At 68.9% G+C, this 14,705-nt stretch carries 9 protein-coding genes; 8 read left to right on the forward strand and 1 reads right to left on the reverse strand.

What is annotated here, in order from left to right:
* The first annotated feature begins 280 nt into the window (after positions 1 to 280).
* Positions 281 to 2,476, forward strand: a complete 2,196-nt coding sequence (locus EP26_RS13725; RefSeq protein ID WP_052389150.1) for a bifunctional metallophosphatase/5'-nucleotidase — start codon at positions 281 to 283, stop codon at positions 2,474 to 2,476.
* Between the two features lie 160 nt (positions 2,477 to 2,636).
* Here the strand turns inward: EP26_RS13725 and EP26_RS34835 are convergent, their stop codons facing one another.
* Complete coding sequence (locus tag EP26_RS34835; protein ID WP_052389151.1) at positions 2,637 to 3,107, reverse strand: calcium-binding protein; 471 nt, start codon at positions 3,105 to 3,107, stop codon at positions 2,637 to 2,639.
* A gap of 99 nt (positions 3,108 to 3,206) precedes the next feature.
* Here EP26_RS34835 and EP26_RS13735 point away from each other — a divergent pair, with 99 nt between their 5' ends.
* The 7 genes from EP26_RS13735 (at position 3,207) to EP26_RS13760 (ending at position 14,601) form a co-directional block, all read left to right on the forward strand.
* Positions 3,207 to 5,369, forward strand: a complete 2,163-nt coding sequence (locus EP26_RS13735) for a TonB-dependent siderophore receptor (RefSeq protein WP_245624394.1) — start codon at positions 3,207 to 3,209, stop codon at positions 5,367 to 5,369.
* Entirely contained in the window at positions 5,369 to 6,241 is an 873-nt protein-coding gene (locus EP26_RS13740) for a PepSY-associated TM helix domain-containing protein (RefSeq protein ID WP_052389152.1), read from the forward strand. The genes EP26_RS13735 and EP26_RS13740 overlap by 1 nt, the downstream gene beginning before the upstream one ends.
* A gap of 36 nt (positions 6,242 to 6,277) precedes the next feature.
* Positions 6,278 to 6,913, forward strand: coding sequence for a PepSY-associated TM helix domain-containing protein (locus EP26_RS31945; protein WP_052389153.1), 636 nt, complete (start codon positions 6,278 to 6,280; stop codon positions 6,911 to 6,913).
* A 507-nt stretch (positions 6,914 to 7,420) separates the two neighbouring features.
* Positions 7,421 to 9,448 carry a hydantoinase/oxoprolinase family protein gene (locus EP26_RS13745; protein WP_043339281.1) on the forward strand — a complete coding sequence of 676 codons (2,028 nt, stop codon included), beginning with the start codon at positions 7,421 to 7,423 and terminating at the stop codon, positions 9,446 to 9,448.
* On the forward strand, positions 9,445 to 11,031 hold the full coding sequence (locus tag EP26_RS13750) for a hydantoinase B/oxoprolinase family protein (protein ID WP_043339223.1): 1,587 nt from the start codon (positions 9,445 to 9,447) through the stop codon (positions 11,029 to 11,031). Before EP26_RS13745 ends, EP26_RS13750 begins: the two co-directional genes overlap by 4 nt.
* Entirely contained in the window at positions 11,028 to 11,990 is a 963-nt protein-coding gene (locus EP26_RS13755) for a Bug family tripartite tricarboxylate transporter substrate binding protein (RefSeq protein WP_043339224.1), read from the forward strand. Before EP26_RS13750 ends, EP26_RS13755 begins: the two co-directional genes overlap by 4 nt.
* A 250-nt stretch (positions 11,991 to 12,240) precedes the next feature.
* Entirely contained in the window at positions 12,241 to 14,601 is a 2,361-nt protein-coding gene (locus EP26_RS13760) for a type IA DNA topoisomerase (RefSeq protein WP_043339226.1), read from the forward strand.
* Positions 14,602 to 14,705: the final 104 nt, after the last annotated feature.

The following is a 14,705-nucleotide window of genomic DNA, read 5'->3' on the forward strand; positions in this document are numbered from 1 at the left end:
AACCCAAGGCCGTCGAATCTGGGCTGGCGCCGACGAGCCGGGGAGCCATTCTCGGAACAAAGCCTCGCGCACTGCTAGGCCCACTACGATGTTGCTCGAACCGCTCGATGCACCTCGCTCGGTACCGCGCGAGTTGCCCATGACGGCATTCATCCCGAACGATTTTTCATTAGCGGGTTTAACGTCACGGAAGTGTGCCGGACCGGCGTTGCCGCTCCGCTTATTCGGTCCCATGCGCTATCCGGCGCCATAAAACTTCCGGTATCGGGACGACATGCCAATGGCCGCGGACTTTTCGCTGCAGATCCTGCACGCATCGGATTTCGAGGCGGGGCTTGCCGCCCCTGATCGGGCTCCTCAGTTCGCGGCAATCGTCGACAAGCTTGAGGATGCGGCGCCAAACAGCATCACGCTGTCGTCCGGCGACAACTTCATCCCCTCGCCCTTCCTCAACGCAGAGGGCGATGCCAGCCTGGCTGAACCGCTGCGCGAAGCCTATGCCGCCTTGCTGGACGTCCCCGTTGAGCAGCTCTCCGCCCTCACCCAAGATCTCGGCCGCGTCGACATGGCAGTGCTGAGCGCTATCGGCGTGCAGGCCAGCGTCTTCGGCAACCATGAGTTCGATCTTGGTACGACGGTGCTGGCGAATGCGATCGACTTTGCCGTGGGCGAGGACGGCACCACCGCGCTAGGCCCTCTCTTCCCCTACCTGTCTGCCAATCTCGACTTCTCCGGCGATGCTGCGCTCAGCCGCATATATACGGCCGAACTGCGCGATGCAGCGAGCTACGCGGCCACCGCTGCGGACATCGCGGCACCCGAGGTGGCGGCGGACGCGCCGCGCGTCGCCCCCTGGACGACGATCGAGGAGAATGGCGAGACGATCGGAGTCCTGGGCGTCACGACCCAGATTCTCGCCTCCATCTCCTCCGTGGGTGGCGTCGAGGTGCTGGATCCGAATGGCGACGGCGCCCTGGACAACACGGACGAGCTGGCAGCGATACTCCAGCCCTATGTTGACCAGATGACGGCGCAGGGGATCGACAAGGTGGTGCTGCTCAGCCACCTGCAGCAGTATCAATTCGAGCTCGACCTCGCCACCAAGCTCTCGGATGTGGATGTCATCGTTGCTGGCGGCAGCCACGCGCTTTTTGCCGATGACGGCACGCCGCTCCGCTCCGGCGATGCGCCGGCCGAAGGTTATCCGGTGATCCAGACCGGCGCCGACGGCAACCCCGTTGCCGTGGTCAACACCTCGAGCGAATACAGCTATGTTGGCCGCCTGGTCGTGGGCTTCGACGAGAGCGGGGTTATTCTCCCGGTCGAGACGGACACCGCCGAGAGCCGCCCTTACGCGACGACCGACGAGACCGTTGCCGAGCTTTGGGGCAATGAGGACCCCTATGCCGAAGGCAGCCGTGGCGCCATCGTGCGCGGCCTCACGGATGCGGTCGAACAGGTCATCGACACCAAGGATGGAGAGGTTTTCGGTTTCACTGATGTCTATCTGGAGGGCCGGCGCACGGCCGTGCGCGCGCAGGAGACCAATCTCGGCGACCTGACAGGCGACGCCAATCTCGCCGCGGCGCGCGAAGTCGACCCGACCACAGTTATCAGCATCAAGAATGGCGGCGGCATCCGGGCCGAGATCGGAACCTACGCAACGGGCGCCACGCCCGAGCCGCTGCCGCCTCAGGCCAATCCCGATGCGGGCAAGCCGGAAGGTGGCATCAGCCAACTCGACATCGAGAATGCGTTGCGCTTCAACAACGGGCTCTCGTTGGTGACGGTCACTGCGGAGGGGCTGAAGGCGGTGCTCGAGAGCGCCGTCGCCGGTGTTGCGCCCGGCACCACCCCGGGGGCCTTCCCGCAGGTCTCCGGCATCGAATTTTCCTTCGACCCGGTTTTGCCTGCGGGAGAGCGCGTGCAGAGCCTCGCCCTGGTGGATGAGGCGGGGGTGCCGACCGAGGTGCTGGTACGCGACGGCGACATCGCGGTCGATCCCGCACGTGAGTTCCGGGTCGTGACACTCAACTTCCTGGCCGAGGGTGGCGACGGCTATGCCTTCGGCGAATTCGCCAAGGATCGGGTGGACCTTTATCAAGGCGATGACAATTCCTTTGCTGCCGAGGGACGGGAGCAGCAGGCGTTGGCTGACTTCCTTGCCGCCGAACACGGCACGCCGGAGACGGCCTTCGACGTGGCGGAGGTGCCGGCCGAGCAGGACGAGCGCGTGCAGAACCTCTCCGTCCGTGACGATACCGTCCTCGAAGGCGCAGCCGGTGGCGGCGGCGAAGCGCCAGTCGATTGGAACGCGCTTGCTGCACAGGCTCTCGCAAACTTCGAGGCGACCGGCTTCTGGTACCTCGATGGCGTGGGCCTCGGCGCGATCGATCCTTCAGAACCGCAGGACTGGAATGCCCTCGCGGCCCAGGTGACCGCGAACTATGAGGCAACGGGCTTCTGGTACCTCTAAGCCGGAAACCGCCGGCCGCCCGACCAGCATCCTCAGCGCCAAAGCCCAGGCTGGCGTGCGGGTCTCATGACACGGTGGGCTTGGGCTTCCTCACCCGCCATGCATCGGCCTCCTCGACCGCCGCCGCCTCAGGCGAGTAGGTAATCGCTGGCAGCCTCGCTCAGGGCTGCCCCGTTCTCCGAGACCAGGAAGAAACGCCTGACGGTCCCAGCATTATTGACGATGCTGTAAAGGTACCGGCTGCCATCGAAGCCTTCGAGGCGGGGATATCTGTGCCGGTGGATGCGTAAGGCCGACAGGCCCCCTCGAAGTTCAAGAGGGTGTCGATCGTGCCGTCGGCGACGTCGGCCGCGAAAATCGTGAAGGTGTCGTTGCCGGCGCCGCCGGCGATATTGTCCTGCCCCGCTTCCCCGCGCAGGACGTCGCGCCCCTCGCCGCCGTTGATCGAGTCGTTACCGTTCATTCCGCTGATGTCGTCATTGCCGGCGCGCCCAACCAGGCGGTTCGCAGCAGCATCGCCACGGATCGTGTCACTGCCTGGGCCGCCGACCACGGTCTCGATGCTGACCAACCGGTCCTGGCCTCCTTGCCCGTCCTGACTGTCCCGCGCCACGGCGAGATCGATCACCACCTGCAGGGTGCTGGGGCCGGAACCACTATGATTGCGACGACGTGGACGTTCTGTTAGATGCGACTAAATCGCATTCTCAGGAAACTGCCTGTGTCGCGCATGGTCCACAGAGAGGTCTGGACATCGCTGGTTTCCAAGACCGTGCTATGTATCCTTCAAGTATCGCCTGGTATTGCCACGGTGCTTCTGGCCGGGGCAGCCGCTGCGCAAGAGCAGCCGGCGCCGCTCGCTATCGAGCTACCCCAGCTCAACGTGACCGGCACGGGCGAGAGCGCCTTTGGTCCAATCCAAGGATATCGCACCACACGTTCTTCGACCGCGACGCGGACCGACACGCCGATCCGCGATGTGCCCCAGGGCATCACCGTCCTGCCACGCGAGTTGCTCGACGATCAGCGCATCACCTCCCTCCTCGAGGCCGTGCGGCTCAGCCCGAGCGTGAATGGCGGTGACGGTTATTTCGCCAATTTCTTCGTCCGCGGCTTCGAGGCAACACAGCTTCTGAATGGCGCACCTCGCCCCTTCGGCATCGTCAGCAACCGCCTCGGGAACGAGCTCGTCAATGTCGAGCGGATCGAGATCCTCAAGGGACCGTCCTCGATCCTGTATGGCACGGTTGCGCCAGGCGGGGTGATCAACCGGGTAACCCGCCGGCCGCTGCTCGACGGGCCGCATCACAGCCTGACCGGGCAGGTGCGCAGCGATGGGCTCTACCGCACCGAGTTCGACACTACCGGCCCGATAGGCTCCGAACGCAGCTTCGGCTACCGGATCACCGGCGCCATCGAGGCAGGCCGGACCTACCGCGACCTTTCGGAGGGCGAGCGGTACTTCATCGCCCCGTCCTTCTCCTGGCAGCCAAGCGCCGCTACGCGTGTCTTCGCGGATTTCTCGGCTGGATACGACAATCGCTTACTGGACCGCGGTTTGCCCCTTGATCCAATCCGCCGGCGCATCCCGCGGGTGTCACGCGACCGCAGCTACCAGGAGCCGAGCGACCGCAGTCGCTTCGAGGAATACTCCGCCCAGCTTCGGGTGGAACACGACTTCACCAGCCAGCTCAGCGGTCAGCTCCGCCTCGACTGGGGCCGCTCTAGGGAAGAGCGGAACGGACTGCACCAGCTTGGCAATGTCGGCGCCAACGGGCGCACAGTTGCACGGACCTACTCCCTGCTCGACAGCCGGACGGACTCCTATGGTGTGGACGGTTTCCTCGCCTGGCGGTTCGAGACAGGGCCGGTCGCGCATCGCCTGGTAGTGGGAGCGGATGCGCGCACTGTTCGCGGCAATCCCTTCATCAATACCTTCTTCACGGCGTCGCCAATCGACCTGCTCGCCCCGGTCTACGGAAATGTCGCGCCCCCCCGCGCGACCAGCGCCTTCGCCACGGATTACGAGACCCGCAGCTACGGGCTCTATGCGCAGGACCAGCTCTCGCTGTTCAATGACCGGCTGATGCTCCTGCTGGGCGCACGCTTCGACAACTACGACATCGAGGCCTTGGAATCGGCCGACATTCTCGTCTCTCCGGCCATTTCCCGCCGCGACCGTGCAAGCCGGATCTCGCCGCAGTTCGGCCTTGTCTACAAGCCGCTCCCCGAAGTCTCGCTCTATGCCAGCTACAGCGAGTCCTTCCGCGCCCCTACCGGATCCAGCAGTCTTGGACCTGGCCTCTTCCCACGACCTGAAGCCGGGGAGCAGATGGAAGCCGGTGTAAAGGCCGACCTACTGGAGGACCGGCTTTCCGCGACCCTCGCCGTATTCCAGATCACCAAGCAGAACATCGTCACCGCGAACCCGGCCGACCCCAATTTCTCCATCCAGGTCGGCGAGGCGCGAAGCCGCGGCGTGGAATTCGAACTGAATGGCCGGCTGGCGCCGGGCTGGAACGTCTTCGGAGGCGTCGCCTGGACCGATGCGGAGGTCACGAGCGACACGCGGCTGCGCACCGGCGCCCGCCTGCCCGAAGTTCCTCGCTTCGCGGCCAACCTTTGGAGCAGCTACGAATTCGCTCTGCGTGACGAACGCCAGCGCCTCGGCCTCGGCGGCGGCGTGTTCCATCGCGGCAACCGGTATTTTGATGCGGCCAACATCTACGCGCAAGGCGACTACACTCTGTTTAACTTGGCAGCCTGGTGGCGCTTCGGACCCGTCCTTGCTTCGTTCAACCTGAACAACCTGCTCAACGAGTACTACATCAGCGAACGAACGGTGCCCGGCGCGGGCCGGACCCTGATTGGCCGGGTGACGGTGTCCTTCTGATGGATGGCGGCAACCGCTTGCCGTCGGCCTCCGGGACGCGTCGGGGCGGCGGCCGTGCGCGCATCTGGTTCCTGGTTCATTCCTGGCTCGGTTTCAAGCTCAGTCTCGTGCTGGGGGTGATCTGCCTGAGCGGCAGCCTCGCTTCCGTCTCGCATGAGATCGACTGGCTGCTGACACCGACGCTCCGCTCGAGCGCGCCGCCATCGGCACCGATGGCTTGGGGGGCGGCAGGGGACGCGTTGGCCGAAGCATACCCCGGGGCCAGGATCGACACCGTTCGCGTCCCGGAGGGGCCGGGCTTCGCGGCCACGGCCATTGTCACCCTGCCCGATGGCCGCCAGCGGATCGCGCATCTCGATCCCTCGACCGGCCGTGTGCAGGGCGACGCCAGCCGGCAGACCGTGCAGCGCTTTCTGCGGGATCTGCATATGTGGCTGTTTATCACCAACAGTTGGGGGCTGGTGACCGTCTCGGCCTTTTCAATTCCGCTATTGGCCTCGCTGGTGACTGGGCTGGTTGTCTACAAACGCTTCTGGCGCGGCTTTTTCCGACTGCGCCTGCGGGCAGGACCACGGGTGCTGGTGGGGGACCTGCACCGGCTGATCGGGCTTTGGTCGCTCTGGTTCGTCGTTGTCATCGGCGTGACGGGCGTCTGGTACCTGGTCGAAGTGATCGGATACATGAACGGCCATCGCTTCGATCGTCCGGTGCCGGCCGCGCCCGGACAGAATCTCGCCGATCTCGGTGCTGCACCTCAGCCGCTTGGCCTGGGCGGGGTCACACGACTTGCGCGCATCGCCTATCCTGAACTCCGGATCGTCGCGGTCATTCCCGCCCGCTCCGCACGGGAACCGGTCGTGGTCTGGGGCTAGGACGCAGCCTGGCTCGTGCGGGAGCGCGCTAGTGCCGTGCGCCTGCATCCGGTGACCGGGGCCGTGCTCGACATCCAGCGCGGTGAGGCACTCACGCCCATGCAACGCGTCGTGGAAACTGCCGACCCGCTGCATTTCGGCAATTTCGGCGGGCTGCCGATCAAGCTGCTCTACCTCGTCTTCGGCCTGGGCCTCACGGGCCTCATCGTCAGCGGCGGCTGCCTCACGCTGCGGCGAGGCATAAGGCTGCGGCAAGTAGCCGGTCAGTCCAGGACGGATGGTTGGCGCCTGGGGCGGTGGCGCTGGGCGAACCTCGCTTTGCTTGGCACCGCGACGGCGCTGGCACCGGCTGCGCTGTCCGCTTGGGAGGATGGAGGCACGCCGCGCGACTTCGGCACCCGCGACCTTGGTCCCTATCGGGTGACGCTGCTTTGGCAGGAAAACGGCCCGGCGGCCCGGCGGGGCCTGCATCTACGCCTCGACTGCGGCGGGTGCCTTGCCAATCCTCGTGCGGCCTGGCTGCGGACGGAGGGGGAACCCGATCTGCCCATCCGTCTCGCAAGTAGCCTGGGCAACTCGCCGGTCGCACAGTATGGGCCCGGCCGGGAACTCTCGATCGAGATGGAGGCATGGGATGGAATGCGCGCCACAGCACGATGGGTGACCAATTAACGGCTGCTCCGTTCCGTTTTCATTGCGAGGCATGCCATGGGCCGTGGGTGCCTCGTATAGTCGGCAAATCAAGCAGCACTCGGCTGCAATGCCGGTTGAGCCTGTTGATGGCCACCGGCCGGGCGAGCCTCTGATGCTGATGACTGGGGGTGACCCACATCATGCGCGCCTTATCGCATGTGTGGATGTCCCTTGCGGATCAAGGCGGATCTGCGGCGTTGGCGCCGAGAGCACGGGTGCGGTGATGTGTCCGGCCCTACAGCCCTAGGCCCTGGCAGATGCCCTCCCCCGTCCTGTTGCCGCAAATAATCCAGATCGTCGTCTCGCCAATGGCCAGCCACAGATCACGCTTCTCAAGACCACTCCTCCAACACCTTCCGCTACCTGGAGCCATTGAGCGTCGCCGGCGTACTCTTCCTCCTCTACGATCTCCTGATCGCCTTCTCGATGCAGCGGCACGGATGCATCGGGTCCAGGCGTGTTGAGACGGCCGCCAAGGGGAATCGGATGGATATCGGCATCGACATTGGCGGAACCTTCACGGACGCGGTGCTGCGCAGCGGGGACGGGTCGATGCGCTCCCTCAAGGTGCCGAGCACGCCGGACGATCCCGCCCGCGCCGTGGGCCACGCGCTGGAGCGGCTGCTGGGGGCGGCTGAGGCCGCAGGCGTGCGCCGCTTCCTGCACGGCACCACGGTGGCCACCAACGCCATCCTGGAAGGCACGGCATCGCCGGTCGGGATCATCACCACGGCCGGCTTCGCCGACGTGATCGAGCTCGGACGGACCAATCGCGCCTCCAACTACGACCTGCTGATCCGCCCGCAGACGCCGGTGGCGCTGGTGCCGCCGGAGCGCCGGATGGAGGTGGTCGAGCGGATCGGCGCCGACGGCACGGTGTGGGAGCCGCTGGACGAGGCGGGCGTCGCCGAGGCGGCCCGCGCGCTGGAGGCGGGGGGCGCGAAGGCGGTCGCGATCTGCTTTCTCTTCGCCTTCATCGATCCCACCCACGAGCGGCGCGCGCGGGAGATCGTGCTGGCGACCTGCCCGGGCCTCGCCGTCTCGCTTTCCTCCGAGGTCGATCCGGCGCCGCGCGAGTACGAGCGGAGCTGCGCCACCGCCTTCGACGCTGCGCTGAAGCCCGTGATGAGCAGCTATCTCGGCCGGATCGAGGCCATCCTGCGCGATGCCGGCATCGGCGTGCCGATGGGGGTCATGCACTCGCGCGGCGGGCTGCTGGGCGCGGCGGCAGCGCGGCGCCGGCCCATCCGCCTCACCCTCTCCGGCCCCTCGGCGGCGGCGATCGGCGCCGCCGCCCTGCTGCGCGAGGCCGGCTTCCTGGACGGCGTCTCCATCGACGTCGGCGGCACCAGCGCGGACGTGGCGGTGATCCGCGGCGGCGCGCCGGCGCTGCGGGTGGATGGGATGATCGGCACCTTCCCCGTGCGCGTACCCACCGCCGACGTGCTGGCGGTCGCGGCCGGCGGCGGCTCCATCGCCTGGATCGACGACGCGGGCGGGCTGCGCGTCGGGCCGCGCTCGGCCGGCGCCGATCCCGGCCCGGCCTGCTACCGGCGCGGCGGGACACGCCCGACGGTGCTGGACGCCTCCGTCGTGCTCGGGCTGGTCGATCCCGCGCGTTTCGCGGCTGGGCAGCTGGCGCTGGACTCGGCGGCGGCGGCGGCGGCGATCGAGCGGGAGGTGGCCGGCCCCCTGGGCCTCGGCGTGCGGGAGGCGGCGGTGGCCATCCATCGCGTGATCAACGCCACCATGGCGGAGGCGGTACGCGCCGTGACGGTGGCGCGCGGCGTGGACCCGCGGGAGCTGCCGCTGGTGCCGGCGGGCGGCGGCGGCGGCCTGCACGCCCACGCCATCGCCGACGACCTCGGCCAGACGCGGATCGTCGTCCCCGCCGCGCCGGGCGTGCTGGCCGCGATGGGCCTGCTGGACGCGCCCCTGGAGCACGACGCCGCCCGCGGCTTCGGCCGCGTGCTGGACGAGATTCCGACCGCGGATCTGCGCGCCACCATCGACGCGCTGGCGGACGAGACTCGCACGGCCATGGCGGCCGAAGGCGCCGACGTGGCGGCCGCCGAGATGGCCCTGACCGCGAGCGCCAGCTATGTCGGCCAGGGGCACAGCCTGGAGGTGCCCTTTCCTACGGAGGCCCCCGACCCGGCCGGCGCGATCCGCCGGGGCTTCATCGACCTGCACCGCGCCACCTTTGGCCACGCGCGGGAGGCGCCGGTGCGGCTCGTCTCGCTGCGCGCCGTGCTGCGGCTGCGGAGCGAGCCGCTGGCGCTCCGCCCCGTCGCGGCCACGAACGCTGCCCGCACGGCGCGCGAGGCGGTGCTGGAGAGCGTGGCACAGACCATCTCGGTGGTGCCGCGCGGCGCCCTCGCGCCCGGCGAGATCCTGCCAGGCCCCGCCATCGTGGAGCAGGACGACACGACGCTGGTGGTGCCGGCGGGCTGGCGCGTCACGACGCATCCGGCGCACCTTCTGATGGAACGAGTGGCAGGGAGGCGCGCATGAACGCCGAACGCCTGGATCCGGCCACGGTCGAGATCGTACGTCGCCGCCTGGAGGCGATCGCGGACGAGATGCAGGGAGTGATGCTGCGCTCCGCCGTCTCGCCGATCGTGCGGGAGGCGAATGATGCCTCAGCCAGCCTGTTCCTACCGGACGGCACGCTGATCGCGCAGTCCAACTCCCTGCCGCTGCTGCTCGGCTGCCTGATGCCGGCCGTGAACCGGATGCTGCGGGAATTCCCGGTGGAGACGATGCGGCCGGGCGACGCGTACCTCATGAACGACCCCTATGACGGGGGCACGCACATCCCCGACGTCTCGCTGATGGTGCCGGCCTTCGCGGAGGGGCGGGTGATCGCGCTGGCGGCGGCCATCGTGCATCACCAGGACATGGGCGGCATGACGCCGGGCTCGCTGCCCACCGCGTCCACCGAGATCTACCAGGAGGGGCTGCGCCTGCCGCCGCTCCGCTTGGCGCGGGAGGGGGTGGCGGACCCGCAGATCCTGCGCATCATCGCCCTCAACACCCGCACCCCCGACGCCTTCGCCTGGGACCTGGAGGCGCAGGCGGCCTGCTGCCGCGGCGGCGCGGCGCGGATGGAGGAGCTGGCCGCCCGCCACGGCGCCGCTCCGCTCGCTGCCATGATGGCGGAGCTGGTCCGGCGCGCCGAGATGGCGACGCGCGCCGCCATCCGCGCCATCCCCGACGGGTCCTGGACCTACGAGGACGCGCTCGACAACGACGGCGTGGAACTCGACCGCGCGGTGCCCATCCGGGTGCGCGTGACGGTCTCGGGCGAAGCCATGACCTTCGACTTCACGGGCTCCGCCCCGCAGGTGCGCGGGCCGGTGAACGCAGCTCCGGCCGGCGTGATGGCCGGGTGCTTCTTCGCGCTGCGCGCCGTGACCGGTCCGGACATCCCGAACAACGGCGGCTGCGCCCGCCCGCTGACGGTGGTGCTGCCCGAGGGCAGCGTGCTGAACCCGCGCCTGCCGGCGCCGCTGAACGCGCGCACGGGCACCGTGAAGCTGGCGACGAACGCCATCCTCGGCGCCCTGGCCCAGGCGCTGCCGGAGCGCATCCCGGCGGCGAATGCCGGCTGCTCCACCATCATGGCGCTTTCCGGCCGGCACGCGGACGGCAGCACCTGGGTGGTGACGGAATCCATGGCGAGCGCGGCGGGCGCCTCCGCACACGGGCCGGGCGTCAGCGGCATCTCCACCGACATCAGCAACACGATGAACATGCCGGCGGAGGCGATGGAGACGGACGCGCCGGTGCGCGTGCACCACTACCGCGTCCGGCGCGGCTCGGGCGGCACGGGGCGGCACGCGGGCGGCTGCGGCATCAGCCGGGAGTACGAGGTGCTGCGCGGCCCGCTCACCCTCACCTTTCGCGGCGAGCGCCACTACCACGCCGCGCGCGGCGCCGCGGGCGGCGGCGACGGCCTGCCCGCGGAGGCCTGGGTGATCCGCGCGGACGGGCGCCGGGAGGGGGTCCGCTCCAAGCTGACCACTGTGCTGCAAACGGGCGACCGGCTGCTGATGGGCACGGCCGGGGCCGGGGGCTGGGGAGACGCTGCATGAAGAGACGCCATCTCGGGACGCTGCTCCTCGCCGCGGCGGCCAAGCCGGATCGCGCGGCGGCGCAGGGCGCTGGACGCCCCCTCCGCATCCAGGTCGGCTACGCCAGCGGCAGCTTCGACGCGACGGGCCGCATCGTGGCGGACGGGCTGCGCGAGCGCCTGGGCGTCAACGCGGTGGTGGAGAACCGCACGGGTGCGGGCGGCGCCATCGCCTCCGACTATGTGGCCAAGGCGCCGGCGGACGGCTCGGTGATCCTCATCGGCGGCGCCGGCACCCACGGCGTCACCCCGGCGGTGCGCAAGACCCTGCCCTTCGACGCCGCGCGCGACTTCACCGCCATCGCGCGCGTGGCCGAGTTCCCCAACGCCATGGTGGTCTCGGCCGCAATGCCCGTCCGCACCGTTCAGGACTTCGTCGCCTGGGCGCGCCGCTCCGGGGGCTTTAATTTCGGCTCCTCCGGCACCGGCACCTCCATCCACCTGACGGGAGAGCTGTTCCGGCTGCGGACGGGGCTGGAGATGACGCACGTCCCCTACCGTGGCAGCCCGGCGGCCGTGCTGGACCTGCAAGCCGGGCGGATCGCGGTGATCTTCGACAACCTGCCCAACGTGTTCGGCGGCATCCAGGCCGGCACGCTGCGGGCGCTCGCCGTCACCTCGGCGGAGCGCGTGCCGACCCTTCCGGAGGTGCCGACCATGGCGGAGGCGGGGATGGCGGACTTCGTCGTCTCCAGTTGGGTCGGCGTCTACGGCCCGGCGCGGATGGAGGCGGCGACGGTACGCCAGCTCTCGGACGCCGTCGTGGACACGGTCCGCACCGAGCCGGGCCGCACGCGGATCGCCAATCTCGGCGGCACCCCCTCCCCCGCAGGCCCAGCCGAGTTCGACGCCATGTGGCGCGCCGACATGCGCCGCTGGGCCGAGGTGGTCCGTGCTGCAGGGATCGAAGTGGACGACTGAGGGCCACGCCTCATCACTTGCCTGAAGGTCGGCCTCATGGCCAACCACGCCGGCGACTGGCGCCGCCTCGCCGATGCGATTTTCCCTTCGGTCGGGCTGCGGCGCCTGCATCGGGATCAGCAGGTACCGCAGCGGCTTGGATCGTGACGGAAGGCAATCGCCGCCAGAGCTCATAGCGGCTGCGGGCTTCGCATCACATCTCGCTGGCGCGCCGGTCCTGGAACATCTAAAGAACTAACCCAGCGCCGCCATGACCGACCAGATCGTCATCACCGAAAAGACCAGCCAGGCGAAGGACGTCCGCGCCGCGGTCGGCGGCCGCTATGGGGCCATCCTGCCGGCCGAGGGCCATCTGTTCGACCTGATCGAGCCCGAGGAGGTCTCACCGGACTGGAAGCGCTGGACGCCGGTCCTGCTCCGGCCGGAAGGGCTCTACGGCACCAAGCCGGCCAAAGGCGGCAACAAGGCGCCCAAGCTCAAGGCGATCCGCGACGCGCTGCGCCACGCGAAGCGCGTCTGGCTCGCCACCGATTGCGACCGCGAGGGCCAACTGATCGGCCAAGAGATCCTGGAACACTACGGCTTCCGCGGCGCGGTGATGCGGGTGATCTTCACCGCACAGGACCCGCAGACCATCCGCAACGCCTTCGCCCAAGCCAGGCCGAATGCGGAGTATGCCCGGCTCTATGCCGCAGCGGTGGCGCGACGGCAGGCCGACCAGATCTACAACCTCTCACTGACCCGCACGGCGACCGTGACCCTGGCCCGCGGCGGACGGGGCGTCATCGGCGTCGGCCGGGTAAAGACCCCGACCCTGGCCATCGTCTGCAAGCGTGAGCTCGAGATCCGGGACTTCGTCCCGCAGGCCTATTTCGAGGTCGTGGCCACCGCCGAGGCCGAGGCAGGCCAGTTGCGGATGCGGCATGCACCCAAGGAGCGGATCCTGAAGCGCGAGGACGCCGAGGCCATCGCTGCGGCCGCCGAAGGCTTCGCCGGGCCGCTCGCGGTCAAGGTCGAGGACAAGCGGCAGGGCCCGCCCCGGCTGCATGACCTGCCTGCGTTGCAGAAGCTTTGCGGCTCACGCTTCGGCTGGTCGGCGGCGCGCACCTTGGAGGTGGCGCAGGAGCTCTATGACGGCCAGGGCAAGAAGATCATCACCTACCCCCGCGCCGAAACTCGCTATCTGCCCGAGAGCCTGATCCCGGACGTTCCCCGGATCGTCGCCGGGCTGCGCGTGGGGCGGGCCTTCAGCGGAATCCCGGTGCCGGAGCCGCCGGTGGTCCGCCGAGGTGCAAGCGGCCATTTCCACGACAAGGGCCTGGCCGGGGCCAGCCACCATGCAATCATCCCCAACGTCAACACGGTCGACACGCTGCGCGAGGTGTGGCCGCGCCTGTCGGGCGACGAGCGCCGATTGTTCGACGTCATCGCCCGCGCCTACCTCGCCGCCGTCATGCCGGACTTCCGTTACCGGCAGACCACGGTCACGCTGGACGTCCGCGGCTACCTGTTCCGGGCCACAGGGCGGCAGCCGATCGAACTCGGCTGGCGGCAGGCCTTCCCCGATTGGCAGCCGGCCGAGGAGAAGGGCGAGGACGCGCAACTGCTGCCCGCCCTCCGGCACGGCGAGACGGCCCTGCTACGCGATGCCGCGGTCGAGGCAAAGGAGACCAGGCCGCCGCCGCGCTACAACGAGGGAACGCTGATCGAGGCAATGCAGAATGCCTGGCGCTTCGTTGAGAACGAGGCACTGCAGGAGCGTCTGAAGGAGGCCAAGGGAATCGGCACGCCGGCGACCCGGGCCGAGATCATTCGTGGCCTCAAGGCGCAGGAGTTCCTCGTCGCCAACGGCAAGCACATCCTGCCCACCGAGCGCGGGCTCGCGCTGTTCGCGGTGCTCGAGCGGGCCGACCCAGCCTTGGTCGATCCCGGCGTGACCGCGCAGATGGAACGCCTGCTGGATGATGTACTGGTCGGGCAGCAGGACATGGTCGGTGCCATCGATGCGGTCTGCGCGCAGGCCAGCCGCATCATCGGGCGGCTGCAGGAGGGGGCGCCGGTCGGCGATGCCGACCTGCTCGGCGTCGGGGCGAAGAAGCGCGGCGTGGACCGCCCGCCGACGCCGGCCATGAAGCAGTTCGTCGACGGCCTGGCCCGGCGGAAAGGGCTTCCGCCGCCGCCCGGATACACGACATCGAGCGCTGCGTGCCGCGCCTTCCTCGACCAGCATGCGCCGAGGAAGGAGGCTCCCCAGGCGCGGGCGAAGCCTGTCGCTGAACACCCTGCACCGCCGCGGCAGGCGATGGCGAAGCGGCCCAGGGCCAGGCAAGGCAAGGCGGCCGTGTCGTCTCCAGGACCCAAGGCGTCGCGTGGCGGCCAGTACGGTGTTCCAGGCCGGAAGAACAATAGTGGGACAGCGCGTGCGACGCGTGTCGTGAAGGCAGCCGGCGATGGTTCGGTATCGCCGGCAGCGGAGGGTGAGACACGGCTGCGCATTCCATTTGGGAATAAGGATGCCGCGCGGCAACTCGGTGCCCGCTATCGTGCCGGCAGCTGGTATGCGCCACCTGGCACCGACCTCGACGGCTTCCGCGAACGCGGATGGCTATGACGTCGGTGTTTGGTCTCGTGTCGTATGGTTGGGGTATGCAGGCCAGGGAAAGGCGAAGCAGCAGCCGATCCTGCGGTTGGACCGCAGGCTCCAGCCCGCTGAAA

It is taken from the genome of Belnapia moabensis DSM 16746 (genome assembly GCF_000745835.1).
In the GTDB taxonomy this organism is placed as follows: Bacteria; Pseudomonadota; Alphaproteobacteria; order Acetobacterales; family Acetobacteraceae; genus Belnapia; species Belnapia moabensis.